The organism is Streptomyces sp. NPDC055955 (assembly GCF_042270245.1).
Lineage (GTDB): Bacteria > Actinomycetota > Actinomycetes > Streptomycetales > Streptomycetaceae > Streptomyces.
The window spans coordinates 145,324-164,423 of the sequence record NZ_JBHJYS010000021.1 but is presented as its reverse complement, the minus strand read 5'-3'; the positions used below and the strand labels follow the sequence as shown (position 1 = coordinate 164,423).

Here is a 19,100-nt window from a genome sequence, read left to right as displayed (position 1 = left end):
GCGGGCCACCAGGCCCGCCGCCCCTCACCCGTTCCGCGTTCCCGGGGTGCTCAGTGCGCGCGGCCCATCGCGGCGGCGAACGAGACCGGGTCGCTGTCGAAGCCCTGGAGGACCTCGCGGAAAACCCACTCTCCGGAGTCGTCCCTCGCGAACTCGGCGATCACGGCCGCCGTGGAATCGGCCACTTCGGAGAAGTCGTTCCGCGCGAGGTCGGTGTGTCCCTCGCGGATCCGCACCGCCGTGTTCGCCACCGCTCCGAATACCGTTGCCCGCTCCCCCTGTTGTATGGCGATACCGACGAGCACGCGCGCGTAGGAGGGCGAAAGGCGCTCCAGCTCCAGTGTCATGACTTCGTCGAACCCGAAGCCCTGGCCGGTCGTGCTGTCGCGGTTGAGGGTGATGGTCCCGTCGGGGGAGCGGCTGTCGAAGTGCACGACGTAGGACGGCGGCCCGCCCGGGGCGTCGGATGTGTAGGTCGCCGCGATGATGTCGAGATCATGGGAGGGCGCGCCGATCGGGCTCGGGTCCCATTTCAGCGCGACCTCGACCTTCCTGAGCCCCTTCTTGAAGCTGCTCACCGAACTCCCCCTCCTCGGCTGCTGGTCACGGCTGTCGATGACTGACTGCGCGTGACTGTTCATGACTACTACGGACACGCTACGTCCTACGATCGTGACCATGAACTGGAACGGGGAAGAGCTCGATCTCGACGCCTACTTGGCGCGAATCGGCTTCACGGGAGACGTGAAACCGGACCTGGAGACGCTGCGTGCGCTGCACCGGGCGCACCTCGCGTCGATCCCGTTCGAGAACCTGGAGATCATGCTCGGGCGGCCGGTGGACCTGGATCTCGCCGCCCTCCAGGCGAAGCTGGTGCGGCAGCGCCGTGGTGGCTACTGCTACGAACAGAACCTGCTCTTCGCGGCGGCTCTGGAGCGAATCGGCTACTCGGTGAAGGGACTTGGGGCACGCGTCCGGGTGGGTGCCACGGCGACGCGCGCCATCACCCACATGCTGACCCGCGTCACCGTGGAGGACGGCCAGGAGTGGCTGTGCGACGTGGGCTTCGGCGCCCAGGGCTTGCGCGAACCGGTCCCCCTGAGCGCCGGGATCGAGGTGCGCCAGGGCCCGTGGACCTTCGGTCTCGTGCCGGAGGACAGCGGGGTTCTGGTCCTGAGGAGCCTGCGCCCGGCCGGCTGGGAGGAGATCTACGCCTTCACCCTGGAGGAACGTCATCCCGTCGACTACGTGGTGATGAACCACTACACGTCGACGCATCCGCGGTCCGCCTTCATCCGACGCCCCGTAGTCCAGCGTGCCGCCGTCGACACCCAGCGTTCACTCGTCGACATGCGGATGTCGGTCGAGTTTCCTGACGGCACTCGGGACGAACGGGACGTACAGGAGGGCGAGTTGATCGATCTGCTCGCCCATGAGTTCGGGATCGAACTGAGTGACGAGGACGCGGCACGACTGATCTGGATGCACGGCGCCGGAGAGTGACCGAACCCACGTCGTGGGCCGTACGATGGCGCGGTGCTGGTCAAGTGGATTCGCTGCACCGTGACCGACCGACGCGGGTTCGAGCGGGGGCAGCGAAAGTGGGCGGGGCTTCTGGGGGAGCCGGGGTTCCGGGGACAGGGCGGGGGCTGGAGCAGGAATCGGCCGGGGGTGGCCCATGTCCTCGGCTTCTGGGAGAGCCGTGCCTTCTACGACTCCTTCATGGCGCGCTCGCACAACCGGCTGGCCGCCGCCCAGTCGGGCACGTACACAGACATCCAAGTGAAGCTCTTCGATCACCGGTTCGACGTGAAGACAGGCTTCGAGCCGCACTTCACGGACGCGGACACGGTGCGCCTCGCGCACTGCCGGGTGCACGCGGACCGCGAGGAGCACTTCGCGCTCATGCAGGAGAAGGTCTGGAACCCCGCGATGGCCGGCTCCCCGGGGATGGTGCGCGGACTGTTCGGGGAGGCTCCGGGCAACGAGTTCCTGATCCTGTCGATGTGGCACTCCTTGGCCGAGCACGGCAAGTACCAGGCCGAACGCGTGGAGCGGCTCTCGACCCGCGCCCAGACGGAGACCGACGTCGCCGGGATCACGGGAGACATCGTTCAGCTGGAACCTTCCTGGACGGTGTGAGGCGGTTCGCCGCCCATGCGCAGGGCCGCGCTGTGTGAGATACGCCGGATGGAGCCCGTACGACTGCTCGATCCGGACCATTTCGATCTAGGGTTTCCGCATGGCACGACCGCGGCGCATCGTCCTTGTCAGACACGGCGAGTCGGAGGGTAACGCCGACGACACCGTCTACGAACGCGAACCCGACCACGCCCTGGCCCTCACGGAGACCGGGCACCGGCAGGCGGACGAGACAGGGACGTACCTGCGCGAGCTGTTCGGCCGCGAGCGGGTGAGCGTGTACGTGTCGCCCTACCGCCGCACGCACCAGACGTTCCGCGCCTTCCGGCTCGACCCCGACCTCGTACGGGTGCGCGAGGAGCCTCGGCTGCGGGAGCAGGACTGGGGAAACTGGCAGGACCGGGACGACGTGCGGCTTCAAAAGGCGTACCGCGATGCCTACGGCCACTTCTTCTACCGCTTCGCCCAAGGAGAGTCCGGGGCAGACGTGTACGACCGTGTGGGTGCTTTTCTGGAGAGCCTCTACCGGAGCTTCGAGGCGCACGACCACCCGGCGAACGTCCTCCTGGTCACCCATGGGCTCACCATGCGGCTGTTCTGCATGCGTTGGTTCCACTGGACCGTCGCCGACTTCGAATGTCTGTCGAATCCCGGGAACGGTGAGACGCGGGCACTCGTTCTCGGGGAGGACGGCAAATACACCTTGGACCGGCCGTTCGAACGATGGCGTGATCCCGAGCCGTACGGAGTCACCGGTTAGAGTGGCAGGGCGATGACCGCTGATTCCTCTCCTCATGTGCGGCTTGACCGCGCCCTGTCCAGTCTGCGCGGCCTGGCGGTGGGAGATGCGCTGGGTTCCCAGTTCTTCGTGCCCGCCAACTATCCGCTGCTCCAGCGCCGCGAGCTGCCCGACGGCGTCTGGCAGTGGACCGACGACACCGAAATGGCGTGCTCCGTGGTGGCGGTCCTGGCCGCCGAGAACCGGATCGAGCAGGACGTGCTCGCCCGGTCCTTCGCGGAGCACCACGACTTCGACCGGGGCTACGGCCCCGCGGTGAACCGACTGCTCCGGCAGATCCGCGAGGGCGGCGACTGGCGCGCCCTGTCCTCCGCGCTCTTCAAGGGCCAGGGCTCCTGGGGCAACGGCGCGGCGATGCGGATCGCCCCGCTCGGCGCCTGGTACGCGGACGATCCGGAGCAGGCCACGCATCAGGCCGAGATCTCCGCCTACCCGACGCATCAGCACCGGGAGGCCGTGGTCGGGGCCATGGCCGTGGCCGCGGCCGCCGCGATCGTGGCCGATCCGGCAGGACCGCCGACGCCGCAGGCGCTCCTCGACGGCGTGATCGCGCTCGTGCCGCGCAGCGCGGTGGGTGCGGGGCTCCGGCGGGCCAGGGACATGCTCGACTACGGGGACGCGGGCACGGTGGCCGCGGTCCTCGGCTGTGGCCGGCGCACCACGGCCCACGACACCGTGCCGTTCGCCCTGTGGTCGGCGGCGCGGGGGCTCGGCGACTTCGAGCGCGCGTTCTGGGAGACGGCGCAGGTCGGCGGCGACATGGACACGACGTGCGCGATCGTGGGCGGAGTGGTCGCTTCCGGCCCGGGTGGCGCTCCGCCGGACCAGTGGGTGCGGCGGACCGAACCGCTGCCGGACTGGGCGCCGGGCCTGCCGGTCTGAACAGTGGTTCGCCCACTGCCTCACCCGGCGTGGCGGATGCCGGGCCGCCTTCGGTACCTGGGACGGCCCGGCATCCACTTCACGTGGCGGGCGGCTTCCCCCGTCAGCCGCCCGCCGGTCCGGCCGCACTCGCGGTCCCCGCGAGCGCCTCCAGGTCGCTCTTGCGCACCCGGATCACCAGAGCGGCGACGACCAGGGCCAGCAGCGCCATCGCCGCGGCCGGAATGAACGCGGTCGAGATTCCCTCGGCCAGGACCTGGTGACTCCAGGGCGCCGGGAGCTGATGCGTCCGGGCGAACTCCGCCTTCTGCTCGGGCGTGGCCTGCGCCATGAAGGACGGGATCTGGTCCTTGGCCTCGTTCCTGCTGGCCGTGCCGAAGACCGTGGTCAGGATGGAGAGGCCGAGTGAACCTCCCACCTGCTGTGTCGCGTTGAGCAGCCCGGATGCCGCGCCGGCTTCGTGCTGGGCGACCCCGGAAACGGCGGTCAGGGTGAGCGTGACGAAGTTGAGCCCCATGCCGAGGCCGAACAGCAGCATCGGGCCGAGCACCCCACCCACGTACGAGCTGTCGGGGGAGATGAACGTCTGCCAGCCGAGGCCGAGCAGGACGAGTGTCGCGCCGGTCATCATGAACGGCTTGGGGCCGAGTACGGGAAGCAGCCGCTGGGACAGGCCGGCGCCGACGATGATCGCGGCCGTCACGGGGAGGAAGGCGAGGCCTGCCTCGATCGGCGTGTAGCCGAGTACGTTCTGTGCGAACAGGACGATGAAGAAGAACATGCCGAACATCGCCGCGGCCAGGCTCAGCATGATCACGTAGGTGCCCGAGCGATTGCGGTCGGCGAACATCCTGAGCGGAGTGATGGGTTCCTTCGCCCGGCTCTCGATGAGCGCGAAGGCGAGCAGAAGCACCACCGCGGCGACGAACGATCCCACGCTGACGCTGTCCCGCCAGCCCTCCTCCGACGCGCGGATGAAGCCGTACACGAGCGAGGCCATGCCCGCCGTGGAGGTGAGCGCGCCCGCGATGTCGAAGCGTCCCGGGTGCCGTTCGGACTCATTGATGTACATCGGCGCGAGTACCGCGATGAGGAGGCCGATGGGCACGTTCACGAACAGCACCCAGCGCCAGTCCAGCCACTCGGTGAGCATGCCGCCGGCGAGGAGGCCGACGGCGCCGCCGCCCGCGGAGACGGCCGCGAACACGCCGAACGCTCGGTTCCGCTCAGGGCCTTCAGGGAACGTCGTGGTGATGAGGGCGAGCGAGGTGGGCGACGCGATCGCGCCACCGACGCCCTGCAGAGCTCGGGCCGCCAGCAACTGCCAGGGTTCCTGGGCGAGTCCGCCGAGCAGGGAGGCCAGCGTGAAGAGCAGGATGCCGGACATGAAGACCCGGCGGCGACCGAGGATGTCTCCCGCGCGGCCGCCGAGAAGCAGCAGGCCACCGAAGGTGAGTGTGTACGCGCTGACGACCCAAGTGAGATCTGTCGTACTGAACTTGAGCGCGTCCTGAATGTGCGGGAGCGCGATGTTCACAATCGTCGCGTCCAGTACCACCATGAGTTGGCAGGCCGCGATGACCGCCAGGGCTGCGCCGGGGTGCCCCGCCCGCCGTGCCGTCCCCGGCTTCCTGTCCTTGTCCGGCTTTTGATCTTGAGTTAACTGAGAGGTTGACACTATGGATCCCCCACAAGTGCGTTAGTGAACGCAACCGTTCACTGTCGAGCCGAACGGTAGTGACTCCCCATCAGTGAACGCAACCGTTCACTGAAGAAGCTGCCTTGAACACCCGGATCCCCAACGGAGAGAAGACGATGGATACTTCGCGCTGGACGGCCGCCCCCGCTCGGACGGCCACCCTGCGCCGGCGTGGCCCCGTCCTGGAGCGGGCCATCCTGGAAGCCGCGCTGGAGCAGCTCAGTACGGTCGGCTGGAACGCCCTCACGATGGAAGGCGTCGCCGCCGGGGCGCAGACGGGCAAGGCCGCCGTCTACCGCCGGTGGCCCTCCAAGGAGGAGCTCGTCGTGGACGCCCTCCAGGCGGCGCTGCCCAGACTCGACGGCGCGCCTGACCGCGGCAGCGTCCGGGAGGACCTGCTCGAGTTGTGCCGCCTGATGCGCGAGGCGATGTACTCGCGCCCCGGCTTCGCTCTGCGGTCGGTGCTTCACGAGTGCGACTCGGCGACGGCCCAGCGCTTCCATGAGGTGATCTTCGAGGGCGTCGTCGAGCCGAGCGTCGAGCTGATCAAGGAGGTCGTACGCCGTGGGATCGGGCGGGGGGAGGTGCGCCCCGGCGCCACGGACGCATACGTCTGCGATGTCATCCCGGCGATGATGATGTACCGGTCGAAGGTGTGCGCAAGCGAATGGAGCGAGCGTGATCTCACGGAGATGATCGATCAGGTGATGGTCCCGCTGCTGCGGCCGCCGGGGGCGTGACGCGGGGCGGCGCCGGCGGCTTGTGGGCTGTGGATTCGGGCCTGGCGTCAGGGGCCGCGCCTCTGCCCGGTCGGCCGTGAACCGAGGGTTCCTGCCGCACGGGTCTCACCGGGGAGACGGAGCTGGTCGTACCGGGGTGTCGCTGAGAGGTCGAGGCGGCGTACGCTATCTGGCGCCATGCCGTACGAACCACCCACTCACAGCGTCGAGCGCTCACTGCGCGCCACCACCGGAGCCAAGATCGTCGCCGGTGTCGACGAGGTCGGTCGCGGTGCGTGGGCGGGACCGGTCACTGTGTGCGCAGCCGTCACCGGGCTGCGCCGACCGCCCGAAGGTCTCACCGACTCCAAGCTGATCAGCCCGAAGCGGCGCGAGGTGCTCGCCGAGACGCTGGAGAGCTGGGTGACGGCACATGCTCTCGGGCACGCCTCCCACGAGGAGATCGACGAGCTGGGGATGACGGCGGCCCTGCGGCTCGCCGCGGTGCGCGCCCTCGAGGCTCTTCCGGTCCGTCCGGACGCGGTCATCCTCGACGGCAAGCACAACTACCTCGGCGCTCCTTGGCAGGTCCGCACGGTGATCAAGGGCGACAGGTCCTGTGTGGCCGTCGCCGCGGCATCGGTGATCGCCAAGGTTCGGCGCGACAAAATGATGGCCGAACTGGGCATCGAACATGCAGACTTCGGTTTTGCGGACAACGCCGGTTATCCGTCGCCGGTCCACAAGGCCGCGCTGGAGGAGTGGGGGCCCACCCCGTTCCACCGGCTCACGTGGGCGTATCTTGATGCGCTGCCCCAGTGGCGGCACCTCAAGAAGGCCCGCATCTGGGCGGACGGAAACGTTCCGGAGATCGAAGGCCAGCTCGGCTTCGACTTCTGATCTTCCGTTCGCACTCATGTGCCACCCGCCGGTGCCACTCGCACCGGCGTTTGATAGACATCAGCTCATGCCTCTCCTTCCCGAGGAGCCTCAGATTCACGAGAGTGCCCAGGGTCCCCGCGCCACTTCGGCCCCCAGCGGCCGCAACGCGCCGACCCCCCGCCCCGTACCCGGCCCGCGTCCTGCGGCGCCGCCGCGACCCGGACGCCCGGGTCCCGCACGGCCGATGCCGCCCGCGCAGCGCACGTCGCGCGAGTCGGTGTCCGCCGCCAAGCCGGGGCCTTCGGCTCCGGCCGCCCCCGCTGCCGTGCCGACCGCGCCCGCTTCGGCGAACGCGGCCGAGCAGCCGCAGATCCAGCTGATCCCGGCTTCGGTCGAGGGCGCCCTGGACGCCGCGGAGGAAGCCGTCGACCTGCTCCTCGACTCGGGCCGGGCGCCCGGCGAGGTGCTGGTGATCACCACCGGTGACCCGCACCCGTGGGCCACGCACGAGCTGTCGTTCGGCGACGCCGCCTACTGGGCGCAGCACGACGCGGGTGACGACGTCTTCTACGCCGACGCCGGGGCCGCCGGGCGCGCTTCGAAGCGGCCTGTGGTCGTCGTCGCGCTGAACGGCGGTGCCGACGAGGCGGCCGCCACCGCTCTGCCTCTCGCCCTCGGCCGGGCGGGCGCCCTGCTGATCGTGTGCGGCGACCCGCAGCGGATCAACTCCCTGCTGGGTGCCGGAGTCTGACACGCCGCGCGCCGGCTGCCCGGACCGCTCGACGGTTCCGCGGGCGGCCGGCGGCGCCGTGTGTCTGCGTCCCGTGTCGGCAGGGGCTCGTGTCGGCAGGGCCCGTTCTCGTGGCAGCTCTCAGCGGGTGGGGTGCGGCGCGCTACCTCCGACGCGGCTCTCTGCGGGTGGGCGTGCGGTCCGGTACCACCGACGCTGCTCTCAGCGGGCAGCCGCGCGGCGCAGTACCTCCGACGCTGCTCCTCCCGCGCGCGGCAGCGGCAGCTCGCTGCCGCCCTCGAACGCTTCGGGCGTCGATCCGAGGCTCGGTCGCCTGCCACTCCGCCCTTCGCCGAGTACCTGCCAGCCGTCCCGCGTCATGGTGATGTACGCCCCGCAGCGCAGCCCATGAAGTGTGCACGCGTCCCGCAGCCCCCACATCCATGCACCGTCCTCCTCCGTCCACTGCGTGTCGCCCTCACGGCAGTAGAGCAGCACGGCCGTTCGGACCGGTGTACGGCGTCGGAGGTCGTGCGGGATGACCCGGCGCAGATGTGTGAGCAGCGCGTTGCGGAACACCCAGCCGTCCGCGGCGCTCGCGCGCCGGGTGAAGGACGCGCTGGCGCTGAGCCGCTCCTCCGTATCGAGAACGGCCACGACGGCCGTCTGGTGCTTGGGGCGGTGCCGGGCGTGCAGGCCGCTGACGACCTCGCGCGGATTGCGCAGCAGCGGGATCCCCGCCGCGGCCCATTCCGCGGGTTCGAGCATCCTGGCGAGTTGGTTGGCGGAGTCGGCGGACATGTCGGCACGCGTCGATGACGTCGACAACGATGCCGCCGAGGACGGAGCGAATCCGAAGGTCACGGTCCTCCCTTCGGCTACGCGCCCACACTGCGGGCGGGGTCGGACTGCGGGAGCGCACCGCGGCACAGCCCTACCGGACCACGATCGAGCCGCGCGGGAGCGATTCCAATTCTTCCCTTCGCACTGGCTTGCGGCAACGAGCAATTGGGGCCGGGAGCCGGTATCTGCGGAAGCGTCGGCTATATCCCTGCCCAATGCCGCCACCTGCGACGCCAGGATCATGGCTTTACGGTCGAGGCCAGCGGCAACACCGCCCGACCTCGTTGATCCGGCGCCCCGGGGACGACATGAAGAAGGGCTCGGCGCCTGGTGGGGGACTGTCCGGGCGGCCGGACGGACGGGGCCGGCGTTGATCATCACGGCGGGGGATTGGGCCGTTGTCAGTGGTGTGAGGTTGCATGGGGGGCATGAGTAACCAGGAGCTGCGTGCCGAAGCCGACGCCATCCTCGCTGAGCTGGTCGGCGACCCGGGGGGTTCGGCACGCCTTCGGGAGGATCAGTGGCAGGCGGTGGCGGCCCTCGTCGAGGAGCGCCGCCGCGCTCTTGTCGTGCAGCGCACCGGCTGGGGCAAGTCGGCGGTGTACTTCGTGGCCACGGCCTTGCTGCGGCGGCGTGGCTCCGGTCCCACGGTGATCATCTCGCCACTGCTGGCGCTCATGCGTAACCAGGTCGAGTCGGCGGCGCGGGCCGGCATTCAGGCGCGCACGATCAACTCGGCCAACCCCGAGGAATGGGACACGATCTACGAGGAGGTCGAGCGCGGCGAGACCGACGTCCTCCTCGTGAGCCCGGAACGCCTCAATTCCGTGGATTTCCGCGATCAGGTCCTGCCCAAGCTCGCGGCCACGACGGGACTGCTCGTCGTCGACGAGGCGCACTGCATCTCCGACTGGGGCCATGACTTCCGGCCGGACTACCGTCGGCTGCGGGCCATGCTGGCCGAGCTTCCCGCCGGTGTGCCGGTCCTGGCCACCACCGCGACGGCGAACGCGCGTGTCACGGCGGACGTCGCGGATCAGCTGGGTACGGGAGCCGGTGAAGCGCTGGTGCTCCGTGGACCCCTGGATCGGGAAAGCCTGCGCCTGGGCGTCGTCCGACTGCCGGACGCTGCGCATCGTCTGGGCTGGCTCGCCGAGCATCTGGACGAGCTCCAGGGCTCCGGAATCATCTACACGCTGACGGTGGCGGCGGCCGAGGAGGCCACGGCCTTCCTGCGCCAGCGCGGCTTCAACGTGGCCTCGTACACGGGCAAGACGGAGAACGCCGACCGACTCCAGGCCGAGATCGACCTGCAGGAGAACCGGGTGAAGGCGCTGGTCGCGACCTCCGCGCTGGGAATGGGCTTCGACAAGCCGGACCTGGGATTCGTGATCCATCTCGGCTCGCCGTCCTCGCCGATCGCCTACTACCAGCAGGTGGGGCGTGCGGGCCGTGGGGTGGCCCACGCCGATGTGCTGCTGCTGCCGGGCAAGGAGGACGAGGCCATCTGGCGCTACTTCGCCGATACGGCCTTCCCGCCCGAGGCGCAGGTACGGCAGACCCTTTCGGCTCTCGAAGGTGCGGGACGTCCGCTGTCCGTGCCTGCCCTGGAGGCGGCAGTCGATCTTCGGCGCAGCCGCCTGGAGTCGATGTTGAAGGTGCTGGACGTGGACGGCGCGGTCAAGCGCGTCAAGGGCGGCTGGACGGCCACGGGGGCCGACTGGGTGTACGACTCCGAGCGCTACGCGTGGGTGGCCAAGCAGCGGTCGACCGAGCAGCAGGCCATGCGGGACTACGCGAGTACGTCCCAGTGCCGGATGGAGTTCCTGCGCGAGCAGTTGGACGACGAGGGCGCGGTTCCGTGCGGCCGCTGCGACAACTGCGCGGGAGTGTGGGCCGATTCCTCGGTTTCTGCGGAGGTGCTGACGGGGGCGGCCAGGGAGCTGGACCGCCCGGGGGTGGAGGTCGAGCCGCGCCGCATGTGGCCGACGGGGATGCCCGCACTGGGCATCGACCTCAAGGGGCGCATCCCGGCCAAGGAACAATGCTCCACCGGGCGCGCCCTGGGACGGCTCTCGGACATCGGCTGGGGCAACCGACTCCGCCCGCTGCTGGCCGAGAACGCGCCCGACGGGCCCGTCCCCGACGACGTCCTGAAGGCCGCGGTGGCGGTCATCGCCGACTGGGCGCGCTCGCCCGGGGGCTGGGCGCCGACCGTTCCGGACGCCTCCGCCCGACCGGTGGGAGTCGTCGCCGTGCCGTCGCTGACCCGGCCGCAACTGGTCGGTTCGCTCGCCCAGGGAATCGCGACCATCGGACGCCTCCCTCTCCTGGGCACGCTGGCATACACGGGGCCGGGGGACGTACACCCGGTACGCCGCAGCAATTCCGCCCAGCGCCTCAGGGCACTGTCAGGCACCTTCACCGTTCCTGACGACCTGGCCGCCGCCCTGGCCGGCGCTCCCGGTCCCGTCCTGCTCGTGGACGACTACACGGACTCCGGCTGGACCCTCGCGGTGGCTGCGCGACTGCTCCGGAAGGCGGGGAGCGCGCAGGTTCTGCCGTTGGTCCTGGCTGCTGCGGGCTGAGGCATGTGACCACTCGAGGCTGAGCCTGACCCGACCACGCGAGCGGGGGGGCGCCCGGCCTCGGCATGTGCAAGCGGGCCCACTCGGAGACCGGGGTCGACAGTCCGGCCCCTCCCTGGTCACGTCTCACACCTGAAGTTCTCGCCTGTGCCTTGCCGCTGACGTGGCGTCGACGCCTTGGACCGAGGCGTCATGCCCTGCAGCGCTTGCTGCAGACGGCGTTGGGTGCTTCGACCTCGAAGACTGCCGGTCGCCCGTCCCCTCGACGGGCGCCGGGACATCCCGTCGACAACAGCCAACTCGCCCGGGACGAGCATGACCTGATGGTTCGCTTCACGCGAGCGATTCTCCTGGCCTGTGGACAACTCCTGTCGTGTCCCTGATCCGGGTTGTCCACAGGCCAAAACGGAATCTTGAGATTCGCGGCATGGTCGTCACATGACGAATCACAGCGAAGCAGCCGGCGCACCCGGCACGGAACAGATCACCCTGCGCAACCCGTCCGAACTGGCCGAGGCGCTCCCGTACTTGCTCGGGTTCAAGCCCGAGGACAGCATCGTGCTCGTCGCTCTGCACCGCGGACGCTTCGGCGGCCGCGTGCGACTCGGAATCCCCGAGCGGCCCGGCGACTGGCCCTCCGTCGCGGAAGAGATGGCCAAGTGCCTGATCAGCGGATGCGAGCGCAAGGACGGAACACCGGACGGCATCGTCGCGTTCCTGTGCCGGGATCCGAGGACCACCGAGACGGGACGGCAGGTGATGGAGCGCCTGCAACCGCTGGCGCAGATGCTGCGTTTGGCGTGCGGCCGCCTCGACGTTCCCGTGGTCGAGGCCCTCTGCATCTCCGACGATCACTTCTGGTCGTACAGCTGCCCGGTCGAGGAGTGCTGCCCGCCCGACGGCACACCGCTGGCCGCGTCCGGCACGTCCGTCACGGCGGCCGCGATGACCTATGCAGGCATCCAAGTGCGGCGCCCGCCGAGGGAGATGAGGGCCCGGCTCACGCCGTGGCAGACGGCAGCCGTGCCGCAACAGGAGCACGCGCTGGACGCCGCGGCCATGGCTCTCGTCCCCAGGATTCTCGCCGGAGTCCCGCGCGCCGAGGTCGCGAACGAGACGCTCGATCTCGCACGGCGGGTCTGGAGCCGTTTCGGGCAGCTGCCGACCGGTGACGACACGCTGGAAGCAGATCTCAGGGACGACGAGCAGCTCGCGCACGACGAGGCGGCCAGGTTGATCCTTGGCCTCCAGGACCGGCTGACCCGGGACCACGCCGCCGAGTGGATGGAGGGCGACGAGGCGCCGCTTGCTCTGCGTCTTTGGCGAGCTCTGGCCCGGCGCTGTGTGGGCCCGTACGGCGAGCATGCTGCGGCGCCGCTGACGCTCGCCGGCTGGGTCGCGTGGTCTCTGGGCGACCGCGTGGAGGCCGGCGAGGCGTTGGACATGGCTCTGGCCGCGGATCCGCGGTACGTCTTCGCCCGGCTCCTCATGGAGGCGTGCAGCGCGGACCTGGATCCGGAGCCGGTGCGGCGCAGCCTGCGCAAGGCACGGGACGAGCGGAACGTGACACCGTCCGAGGCGCATACGGAGAGGGCCTTTGACGTGCCCGAGGCAGCAGTGGCGGTAGGCGCGGGTGCCGGTGTCGACGGCGAAGGCGCAGCTGGCGGTAAGTGCGCAGGACCCCCTGGGAGGCCGAGTGCCGAGGGCTCTCGGGAACCGGCCGAGGATCGGGTGACGCGGGCCCTGGAGGCCGCTCTGCGTCGGCGCGGATCGCGACGTGCCGGTGCGGGCAAGGGACCTTCCCAGCCTGGGGTGCGTGCGCCGCGGCGACCGCAGGGACGTCGCCGCGTGAGTCGGCAGGGGACGAGGCGTGACGGATGAGTACCGACTCGTCGGCGCAGGCCCTGTGGGCCCGCGCATGTGGCCGAGCGGGCGCCGGTCGGTGCCGGGAGTCGGGTACGGGCATGGGGCGTCGGCTGCTGGGCTTCCTGCGCCGCGGGCGTGACTCGGGGTGGGGCAGGCCCGTTCACCTCTGTGGCACAGCCTCTGACCGGGCCGCGCCGCAGTTCCCCCGCCGACCCTTCGGAGCGCCATCGGCGCCTCGCGCGCGCCCAGCACGGAAGGAGCCACCCCATGCCGCCCTCCGCGTCGTCGACCGTGTCCGCCGTATTGACCTGCGCCGTACCCGTGGTGCCCGCCCTGGAGGCGGACGCCCCACCAGGTGCCGCGGGCCCGCCCTGCCATACCGGTACTGGTGGTCGTCCGGAGGCGAGGCAGCGGTGATGCCGTCAGCTGCACGAGCACCGGAGCCCGAAGACTCGTCCAAGGGCACCTGCGAGAGCCCCTCCTTGGAGGACTCGTTCGTCGACCGCCTTGTCGGAGGTGTCGGCCAGGCCCGTGGAATCGCCGTGGGGGTCGCACCTCCTCCACCGGCTGAGCTGTCGACCGCGCCCGTCGGAGTGTCTTCGACGGCGTTGGGTCCGGAAGCGCCATCCGAGAGCGCGCGACCGTCAGCCGTCGCCACCGCCGGACCGTCGATCGTCATGGCGGGGCTGTCCACCATCGTCTCGGGTGCGCCATCCGCTCAAGCTGTGACGTCGGCGGTCTCTCCAGAGATCGCCCCGGACCGCCTCAAGGATCCGGCCTCGGCTCCATCCCCTGTCCGCAACGCTCAGCCGCCACATGTGCACGCCCCTCGCGCGAACGCCCCGGCTCCCAGGCGCTCCACGGAGCTGCCGCCGGCACACTCCACGCTGATCTGTGTGGCGCTGCCCTCGCTCGCGATCTCCTCGCAGCAAGGGCAGTTGACAGGCGACGGGTTGGAAGGGTTCTACCGCGCGGGGCGCCGCGTGTTGTCGCGCTGCCTGCTCCGCGTGGCGGGGCGCGAGCCGATCGCGGTGCAGGCCCGCATGGTCGCCGCCGACCGGGCCCGGTTCGTGGCGACGCTGAGACCTGTCGTGGACGGTGGCCCCGACCCGGACATCATGGTCGAACGGATCCGGCATGCCGACGGCACGGAGCGGATCACGCTGCGCAGCTCGGCCACCCGACCGCTGCGACTGCCGGTCGAGGTCGCGCTCGGTACGGATCTGGCCGAGCTGGGCGCGGTGGCGGCCGGGCGGCCGGGGCGTGACCTGTCCGCCACCGTGCACGACTCCGGCATGCGGTGGTCGTCGTCGGCAGGCCACGCCGTCGTCACCGCCGATCCGCCGCCTCGCGATGCCCTCGCCTCCGCCGGGCTGCTGCGCTGGGAGTGCGATCTGCCTCCGGGCGGCACCTGGAGTGTCGAACTACGGGTACGGGCCGACGGCGGGGCGGCGAGCAGGCCGGTCGGGCATGGGGCCGTACGCCCATTCGCCGCGGCAGCATCGGCTGGGGACGACGCACGAGTGGGGCCGCTGCTGAGAACCTGCGCAGAGGACCTGCAAGCGCTGCTGCTGCGCGACCCGGCGTGCCCCTCAGACCTCTACCTCGCCGCCGGCGCGCCCTGGCGCTGCGGTCTGGCTCCGGCCGAGGCGTTGGCGGCCGCGCGGATGGCGCTCCCTCTGGGGACGCGGTTGGCCGCGGGAACGCTCAGGGCCCTCGCTCGGACCCAACTCCAGGGAAAGGGGCGGGAGTCGGGGATGATTCCGGGCCCGTTGAGGGATGCCGGTCCGCACCTGCCGCCCGGCTGCACCGGAACCGAAGCGACGCTCCTGTTTCCGGCGCTCCTCGCGGAGGCGAGACGCTGGGGCCTTCCCGAGCAGGAGGTCGCAGAGCTGCTGCCCAAGGCGGAGCGCTGCCTGCAGTGGCTGCGGGCCGCCGTCGGCGACAGGGCGTACCTGGCGGACCCCGGTCCCGGAGGGCCGTTGCGCTGCGAGACCCAGGCACACGCCCACCGGGCCGCCCTGCTCGGCGCGGATCTCCTCGACGCCCACGGCCGACCCGGTGCCGTGGAACTGCGCCAGTGGGCTGAGGCACTGCGGACGAGGTTCAGGGAGGACTTCTGGGTCGAGGACCGTGGAGGCGGTCGGCCCGCAGCCGCCCGCACGCCTGACGGGCGACTCCTGCCTCATCTGGGCAGCGCCGCGGCCCATCTCCTCGACACAGGGCTCCTCGGCGGCGGTCTGATGGCGCCGGGCCTCCTCGACAAGGTGCAGACGGAACAGCTCGCGCGGCTCCTGGGCGGTCCGGCGCTCGACTCGGGATGGGGTCTACGCAGTCTGGGCGTACGGGAGGCGTCGTACAACCCGTTCGGACACCGTGGCGGAGCCGTACGCGTGCAGGAGACGGCTCTGGCAGTGGGCGGCTTGGCCGCTGCGGGCTACGAGAAGGAGTCGAGTTCGCTGCTGCGGGGTGTCCTGTCCGCGGCCGAGGCCTTCGGGTTCCGGCTGCCCGAGATGTACGCGGGGGAGCAGCGCTCCGAAGGGGGCGCCCCGCTTCCGCATCCGGCCGCCTGCAGACCCGCGGCCACCGCCGCGGCGTCAGGGGTGCAGCTCCTCACCTCTCTCGTCGGGATCCGGCCTGACGCGCCTGCTGGGACGGTGACGCTGAGACCGATGCGCAGCGCACCCCTGGGGGAGATCGGTCTGGCCGGGCTGCGGGTCGCGGGCGCCCCGTTCTCGGTGCGGGTCAGCAGGCTCGGTCTCGCCATGGTCGAGGAGGCGGCCGGCGGGCTGCAGTTGGGGGTGTGACCGGCGCGGACGCGAGTTCGGAAGATCGGCGCGATCCCACCCCGGGGACTTCGAAGAAGCCCTTGATCGACGATCGCGAAGGGAGTGTTTATCGTCAGGAAGACGACTATGATCGCGGCATGTCGCCCTACGACCCGTCGGCCTTCCCGCCCTTCGCAGTCACTGTCGACCTGGTCGTGCTGACCGTGCGCCGTCACGCGCTCTGCGCGCTCGCCGTGCGGCGAGGCGAACCGCCGTTCCAGGGACGTTGGGCACTCCCCGGCGGCTTCGTCCGGGACGACGAGGACCTGTCGTCGGCCGCGGCGCGCGAACTGATCGAGGAGACCGGGCTCTGCGCCCATGATCCCGCGGACCCGGACCAGGTCAACGGCGCGCACCTGGAGCAGCTGGCCACCTACGGCGACCCCAAGCGTGACCCTCGCATGCGCGTGGTCAGCGTCGCTCATCTGGCCCTGGCACCGGATCTGCCGGCACCGCGTGCGGGCGGAGACGCGCACAGTGCGCGCTGGGCACCCGTGGAGGATCTGCTGAACCCGAGCGGGTACGGGCGCGAGGGTGAGCAGCCGGCGCCCCTGGCCTTCGACCACGCGCAGATCCTCGCGGACGGCGTGGAGCGTGCCCGCTCGAAGATCGAGTACTCCTCACTCGCCACGGCCTTCTGCCCGCCCGAGTTCACGGTCGGCGAGCTGCGGCGCGTGTACGAGGCGGTGTGGGCCGTCGCGCTCGATCCGCGCAATTTCCACCGCAAGGTGACGGGCACCCCGGGCTTCCTCGTGCCCACCGGCGGAACCACCACCCGCCAGGGCGGCAGGCCGGCGCAGCTCTTCCGGGCCGGGGGCGCGACGCTGCTCAATCCGCCGATGCTGCGCCCCGAGGTGTGACCCGGAGCTGATCGGGCCTGACCCCTGGGCTCTCCATGCCCGCGCCGCGCTGGGACACCCGGAGCCTCACCCTGACCGATAAGTCGGAAATGTCGCGTTATCTTGTTGTGGTACCTACGGGGTTCGTCCGTCCCCGCTCGGCGGAAGGGCCCCGGCCGCCGAGCGGTCGCACATCCTGCGAGAGAAGCGATGATCCAGGCCTTCGGACTGACCAGCAATCCCCGCCAGGAGCTCCCGCCCGCTGTCGACGACGTGTCCTTCGAGGCGCCGACGGGTCGCGTCACAGCGCTGCTCGGCGCCCGCGCGTCCGGTAAGACGACGGCCGTCAGGCTGATGCTCGAACTTCAACAAGGCCGTGGAATCACGCATTTCAGAGGCCGTCCCCTGCACCGCATCCCCCATCCCTCCCGAGAAGTCGGCGTGTTGCTCGGCGAAGTCCGGGGGCATCCGTCCCGCACCGTACGCGGACAGCTGCGTATGTTGTGCGCGGCCGCAGGCGTGCCGGTGCAGCGTGCGGACGAGGTACTCGAAGTCGTCGGCCTCGTCAGCCTCCGTGAGCAGCGGCTCGGCACGCTCTCGCGAGGCATGGACCGGCGCCTCGGCCTCGCCTGCGCGCTTCTCGCCGATCCACACACGCTCGTCCTCGACAGGCCCGCGGACGGCCTCTCGACGCGCGAGGGCAAGTGGCTGCACGACATCCTGCGGGCCCACGCCTCGCTCGGCGGCACCGTGCTCTTCACCACCGACGATGCCAGGGAGGCGGCGCTGACGGCTGACCGCGTGGTCAGCCTGGAGGCGGGACGCGTCATCGCGGACCAGGGCGTCGCGGACTTCTCCCGTACGAAGCTGCGCCCACGCGTCGCCGTCCGCAGCCCACATGCGGCCCGGCTCGGTGTCCTGCTGGCCAAGGAGGCACGCGCGACGCAGCGTTCCGTCGAGGTCGTGAACGAGGGCGGCAGCCGGCTCTCCGTGTACGGCAGTAACTGCGCGGACGTCGGTGAAACCGCGTTCCGCCACAGCATCCTGGTCCACCAACTCGCGGACGAGATCGGGGATGCGGGGCCCGCGGTCAGCGTTCCGGCGCGGGCGCGCACTGAAGCTGTCCGGGAGGCGGAGAAGCCGACCGTGCCCCGGACGACCGTCGCGAATGCGCGGTCCGAAGCAGACGCGTCTCTTCCGGCCATGGCGCCATCGGAAGAGATCGCCGCACCGCCTGCGCCGGCGCGGGCACACGCTCGCTCCACTCAGGAATCCCCGCACTCCATGGGCACCTTCGTGCCGCTCCCCGCCGACGCGGACCTGGGCGGCGCCTCCTCCCTGGCTTCCTCCTCGGCCCCGCCGTCCGACGAACCGGGACCGCAGGCGCCCAGAACTCCTTCAGCCCCCGTCTCTCCCCCCGCCCCCCTCTCCCCCCTCCCGCCCCCCATCACGATCCACCCCGCCCCCAGCCCGCTCCGTCCGCTGCGTTACGAGGTCCGCCGGGCAACCGGCATCGCCACCGGATACCTCACCGCGGCTGCCGTCCTCGTCGCCTCCGCGATCGTCGCCGTGCTGCTCGCGCGAACAGGGCACACCCCGCAGGCGCACCTGTTGGCCGCCTGGCCGCAGGAACTACCGCTTCCGCCGGCTGCCCTGGGTGCGGGGCTGCTCGGGGCCTTCGCGTTCGGCGACGAGTTCCGTCACCCTGCGCTCGCCGCCGACCGTGGCACCGTCCCCCGTCGCCTGGGGCTTCTCTGCGCGAAACTCGTGGTCGCAGCGGCCATCGCCGTCTCGCTGGCCTTCCTCGTCGTCATCTCCGACGCGGTGCTGCTCCACCTTGTATACGGAGAAGAGCTCACCAAAGTTCCCGCCGACTGGCTTTCGACGAGCGCGAGTTGGCTGGCGCTCGTCGTGGGCTGCGCCTGGGCAGGGGTGCTGGCTGCCGGTGTCTTCCGGTCCACGACGGCCGGACTGGCCGCTGTACTCGCCGTACCGATCCTCGTCGTGCCTTTGGTACAGAAGGCCTTGGAGGGACCATCTGTGCGAACGGCGGCGGGACTTCCGTCGAGGCTTCGTGATCTGGCCCTCGTGCACTGGCCGTTCGGGGCGGAGCGTGTTCTGGCTGCCGGACTGCGCATGATCGCCCAACCCGTGGGCAGTGCGCTGATGTTGTCGCTGACCGCTCTGCTCTGCGCTTATCTGCTCACAGTGCTGCGCCCCAGGGCTCGATGACGACCGCCCGGCGCCTTTGGTCCGGCCTCGCGCACAACTCCCCGACGAGCG

15 protein-coding genes are annotated in these 19,100 nt (G+C 70.7%); 12 read left to right on the top strand and 3 right to left on the bottom strand.

The window, feature by feature from the left end; genetic code table 11:
- Positions 1–50: 50 nt before the first annotated feature.
- The gene (locus tag ACFC96_RS34120) at positions 51–578 is read right to left on the bottom strand and encodes a TerD family protein (RefSeq protein WP_376615800.1); all 528 of its coding nucleotides are present in this window, start codon (positions 576–578) and stop codon (positions 51–53) included.
- A 100-nt stretch (positions 579–678) separates the two neighbouring features.
- On the opposite strand from ACFC96_RS34120, the gene ACFC96_RS34115 reads away from it, so the two are divergent.
- The 4 genes from ACFC96_RS34115 to ACFC96_RS34100 all read left to right on the top strand — a co-directional run bounded on the left by ACFC96_RS34115 (position 679) and on the right by ACFC96_RS34100 (position 3,823).
- Positions 679–1,503 carry an arylamine N-acetyltransferase gene (locus ACFC96_RS34115; protein ID WP_376615798.1) on the top strand — a complete coding sequence of 275 codons (825 nt, stop codon included), beginning with the start codon at positions 679–681 and terminating at the stop codon, positions 1,501–1,503.
- A 33-nt stretch (positions 1,504–1,536) separates the two neighbouring features.
- On the top strand, positions 1,537–2,142 hold the full coding sequence (locus ACFC96_RS34110) for a YdbC family protein (RefSeq protein ID WP_376250760.1): 606 nt from the start codon (positions 1,537–1,539) through the stop codon (positions 2,140–2,142).
- 100 nt (positions 2,143–2,242) lie between these two features.
- On the top strand, positions 2,243–2,902 hold the full coding sequence (locus ACFC96_RS34105; RefSeq protein WP_376250761.1) for a histidine phosphatase family protein: 660 nt from the start codon (positions 2,243–2,245) through the stop codon (positions 2,900–2,902).
- 12 nt (positions 2,903–2,914) lie between these two features.
- Positions 2,915–3,823 (top strand): ADP-ribosylglycohydrolase family protein, encoded by a 909-nt coding sequence (locus tag ACFC96_RS34100; RefSeq protein WP_376615796.1) that lies wholly within the window; start codon positions 2,915–2,917, stop codon positions 3,821–3,823.
- A gap of 103 nt (positions 3,824–3,926) precedes the next feature.
- On the opposite strand, the gene ACFC96_RS34095 is transcribed toward ACFC96_RS34100, so the two are convergent.
- The gene (locus tag ACFC96_RS34095) at positions 3,927–5,501 is read right to left on the bottom strand and encodes an MFS transporter (protein WP_376615794.1); all 1,575 of its coding nucleotides are present in this window, start codon (positions 5,499–5,501) and stop codon (positions 3,927–3,929) included.
- Positions 5,502–5,638: 137 nt separating this feature from the next.
- Between ACFC96_RS34095 and ACFC96_RS34090 the strand changes: the two genes are divergently transcribed.
- The 3 genes from ACFC96_RS34090 (at position 5,639) to ACFC96_RS34080 (ending at position 7,874) form a co-directional block, all read left to right on the top strand.
- Complete coding sequence (locus ACFC96_RS34090; protein WP_376250767.1) at positions 5,639–6,262, top strand: TetR/AcrR family transcriptional regulator; 624 nt, start codon at positions 5,639–5,641, stop codon at positions 6,260–6,262.
- A 177-nt stretch (positions 6,263–6,439) separates the two neighbouring features.
- Positions 6,440–7,141 carry a ribonuclease HII gene (locus ACFC96_RS34085; protein ID WP_376250769.1) on the top strand — a complete coding sequence of 234 codons (702 nt, stop codon included), beginning with the start codon at positions 6,440–6,442 and terminating at the stop codon, positions 7,139–7,141.
- 67 nt (positions 7,142–7,208) lie between these two features.
- Positions 7,209–7,874 (top strand): hypothetical protein, encoded by a 666-nt coding sequence (locus tag ACFC96_RS34080; RefSeq protein WP_376250771.1) that lies wholly within the window; start codon positions 7,209–7,211, stop codon positions 7,872–7,874.
- 201 nt (positions 7,875–8,075) lie between these two features.
- Here the strand turns inward: ACFC96_RS34080 and ACFC96_RS34075 are convergent, their stop codons facing one another.
- Complete coding sequence (locus ACFC96_RS34075; RefSeq protein WP_376250773.1) at positions 8,076–8,717, bottom strand: hypothetical protein; 642 nt, start codon at positions 8,715–8,717, stop codon at positions 8,076–8,078.
- A 407-nt stretch (positions 8,718–9,124) separates the two neighbouring features.
- Between ACFC96_RS34075 and ACFC96_RS34070 the strand changes: the two genes are divergently transcribed.
- The 5 genes from ACFC96_RS34070 (at position 9,125) to ACFC96_RS34050 (ending at position 19,049) form a co-directional block, all read left to right on the top strand.
- Positions 9,125–11,284, top strand: a complete 2,160-nt coding sequence (locus ACFC96_RS34070; RefSeq protein WP_376615792.1) for a RecQ family ATP-dependent DNA helicase — start codon at positions 9,125–9,127, stop codon at positions 11,282–11,284.
- Positions 11,285–11,722: 438 nt separating this feature from the next.
- Entirely contained in the window at positions 11,723–13,165 is a 1,443-nt protein-coding gene (locus ACFC96_RS34065; protein ID WP_376615790.1) for a DUF4192 domain-containing protein, read from the top strand.
- 881 nt (positions 13,166–14,046) lie between these two features.
- The gene (locus ACFC96_RS34060) at positions 14,047–15,957 is read left to right on the top strand and encodes a glycogen debranching N-terminal domain-containing protein (protein ID WP_376615788.1); all 1,911 of its coding nucleotides are present in this window, start codon (positions 14,047–14,049) and stop codon (positions 15,955–15,957) included.
- A 119-nt stretch (positions 15,958–16,076) separates the two neighbouring features.
- Complete coding sequence (locus tag ACFC96_RS34055; RefSeq protein WP_376250780.1) at positions 16,077–16,838, top strand: NUDIX domain-containing protein; 762 nt, start codon at positions 16,077–16,079, stop codon at positions 16,836–16,838.
- Between the two features lie 189 nt (positions 16,839–17,027).
- Entirely contained in the window at positions 17,028–19,049 is a 2,022-nt protein-coding gene (locus tag ACFC96_RS34050) for an ATP-binding cassette domain-containing protein (RefSeq protein ID WP_376250782.1), read from the top strand.
- The last annotated feature ends 51 nt before the right edge of the window (positions 19,050–19,100 follow it).

Excerpts from the sequence above, each read along its gene's own strand:
- ACFC96_RS34055 (WP_376250780.1), top strand. The coding sequence starts at position 16,077 with ATGTCGCCCTACGACCCGTCGGCCTTCCCGCCCTTCGCAGTCACTGTC.
- ACFC96_RS34065 (WP_376615790.1), top strand. The coding sequence starts at position 11,723 with ATGACGAATCACAGCGAAGCAGCCGGCGCACCCGGCACGGAACAGATC.
- ACFC96_RS34115 (WP_376615798.1), top strand. The coding sequence starts at position 679 with ATGAACTGGAACGGGGAAGAGCTCGATCTCGACGCCTACTTGGCGCGA.
- ACFC96_RS34105 (WP_376250761.1), top strand. The coding sequence starts at position 2,243 with ATGGCACGACCGCGGCGCATCGTCCTTGTCAGACACGGCGAGTCGGAG.
- ACFC96_RS34085 (WP_376250769.1), top strand. The coding sequence starts at position 6,440 with ATGCCGTACGAACCACCCACTCACAGCGTCGAGCGCTCACTGCGCGCC.
- ACFC96_RS34080 (WP_376250771.1), top strand. The coding sequence starts at position 7,209 with ATGCCTCTCCTTCCCGAGGAGCCTCAGATTCACGAGAGTGCCCAGGGT.
- ACFC96_RS34070 (WP_376615792.1), top strand. The coding sequence starts at position 9,125 with ATGAGTAACCAGGAGCTGCGTGCCGAAGCCGACGCCATCCTCGCTGAG.
- ACFC96_RS34050 (WP_376250782.1), top strand. The coding sequence starts at position 17,028 with ATGATCCAGGCCTTCGGACTGACCAGCAATCCCCGCCAGGAGCTCCCG.
- ACFC96_RS34100 (WP_376615796.1), top strand. The coding sequence starts at position 2,915 with ATGACCGCTGATTCCTCTCCTCATGTGCGGCTTGACCGCGCCCTGTCC.
- ACFC96_RS34090 (WP_376250767.1), top strand. The coding sequence starts at position 5,639 with ATGGATACTTCGCGCTGGACGGCCGCCCCCGCTCGGACGGCCACCCTG.